The sequence below is a fragment of the Streptococcus pseudopneumoniae genome (assembly GCF_001068775.1).
GTDB classification, from domain to species: domain Bacteria; phylum Bacillota; class Bacilli; order Lactobacillales; family Streptococcaceae; genus Streptococcus; species Streptococcus pseudopneumoniae_N.
This window is the reverse complement of the sequence record NZ_JWAJ01000092.1, coordinates 1-450: the sequence shown is the minus strand read 5'-3', so window position 1 is coordinate 450 and position 450 is coordinate 1. Positions and strand designations below refer to the sequence as shown.

Below are 450 nucleotides of genomic sequence, written 5' to 3'. Positions count from 1 at the left end.
GATTAATTTTTGAGTGATTTTCTGGTTGACGATGGTCGCGATTTGGTGATTCTTTTTGACTAAGGAAGTCTTTGCAACAGCTATTTTCCCGCAGACTTTACAACGGAAACGGCGTTTTCTCAATCGAATGAGAGTCTTGTATCCTGCACATTCTAGGTAGGGAATTTTAGATTCTTTCTGGAAGTCATATTTAGCCATTTGTCCTTGACAGTTGTGACATTTAGGGGCAGGATAATCAAGTTTAGCGATGACTTCTTTATGCGTTCCAGCATCAAGATAATCTAAGATTATGATGTTCTTGTCTTTAATTCCGAGTAAGTTTGTGATAAAATTTATAGTCAATTGAACCTAAAACAGTACATAATGTGGTATAATCTTCTTATGGCATATTCAATAGATTTTCGTAAAAAAGTTCTCTCCTATTGTGAGCGAACAGGTAGTATAACAGAA

Annotated in this window: 1 protein-coding gene; it reads right to left on the bottom strand. The window is 35.6% G+C overall.

What is annotated here, in order from left to right:
- A partial coding sequence (locus ADF68_RS10485; protein ID WP_161800099.1) for a transposase family protein occupies nucleotides 1-342 on the bottom strand: 342 nt, incomplete at its 3' end.
- Nucleotides 343-450: the final 108 nt, after the last annotated feature.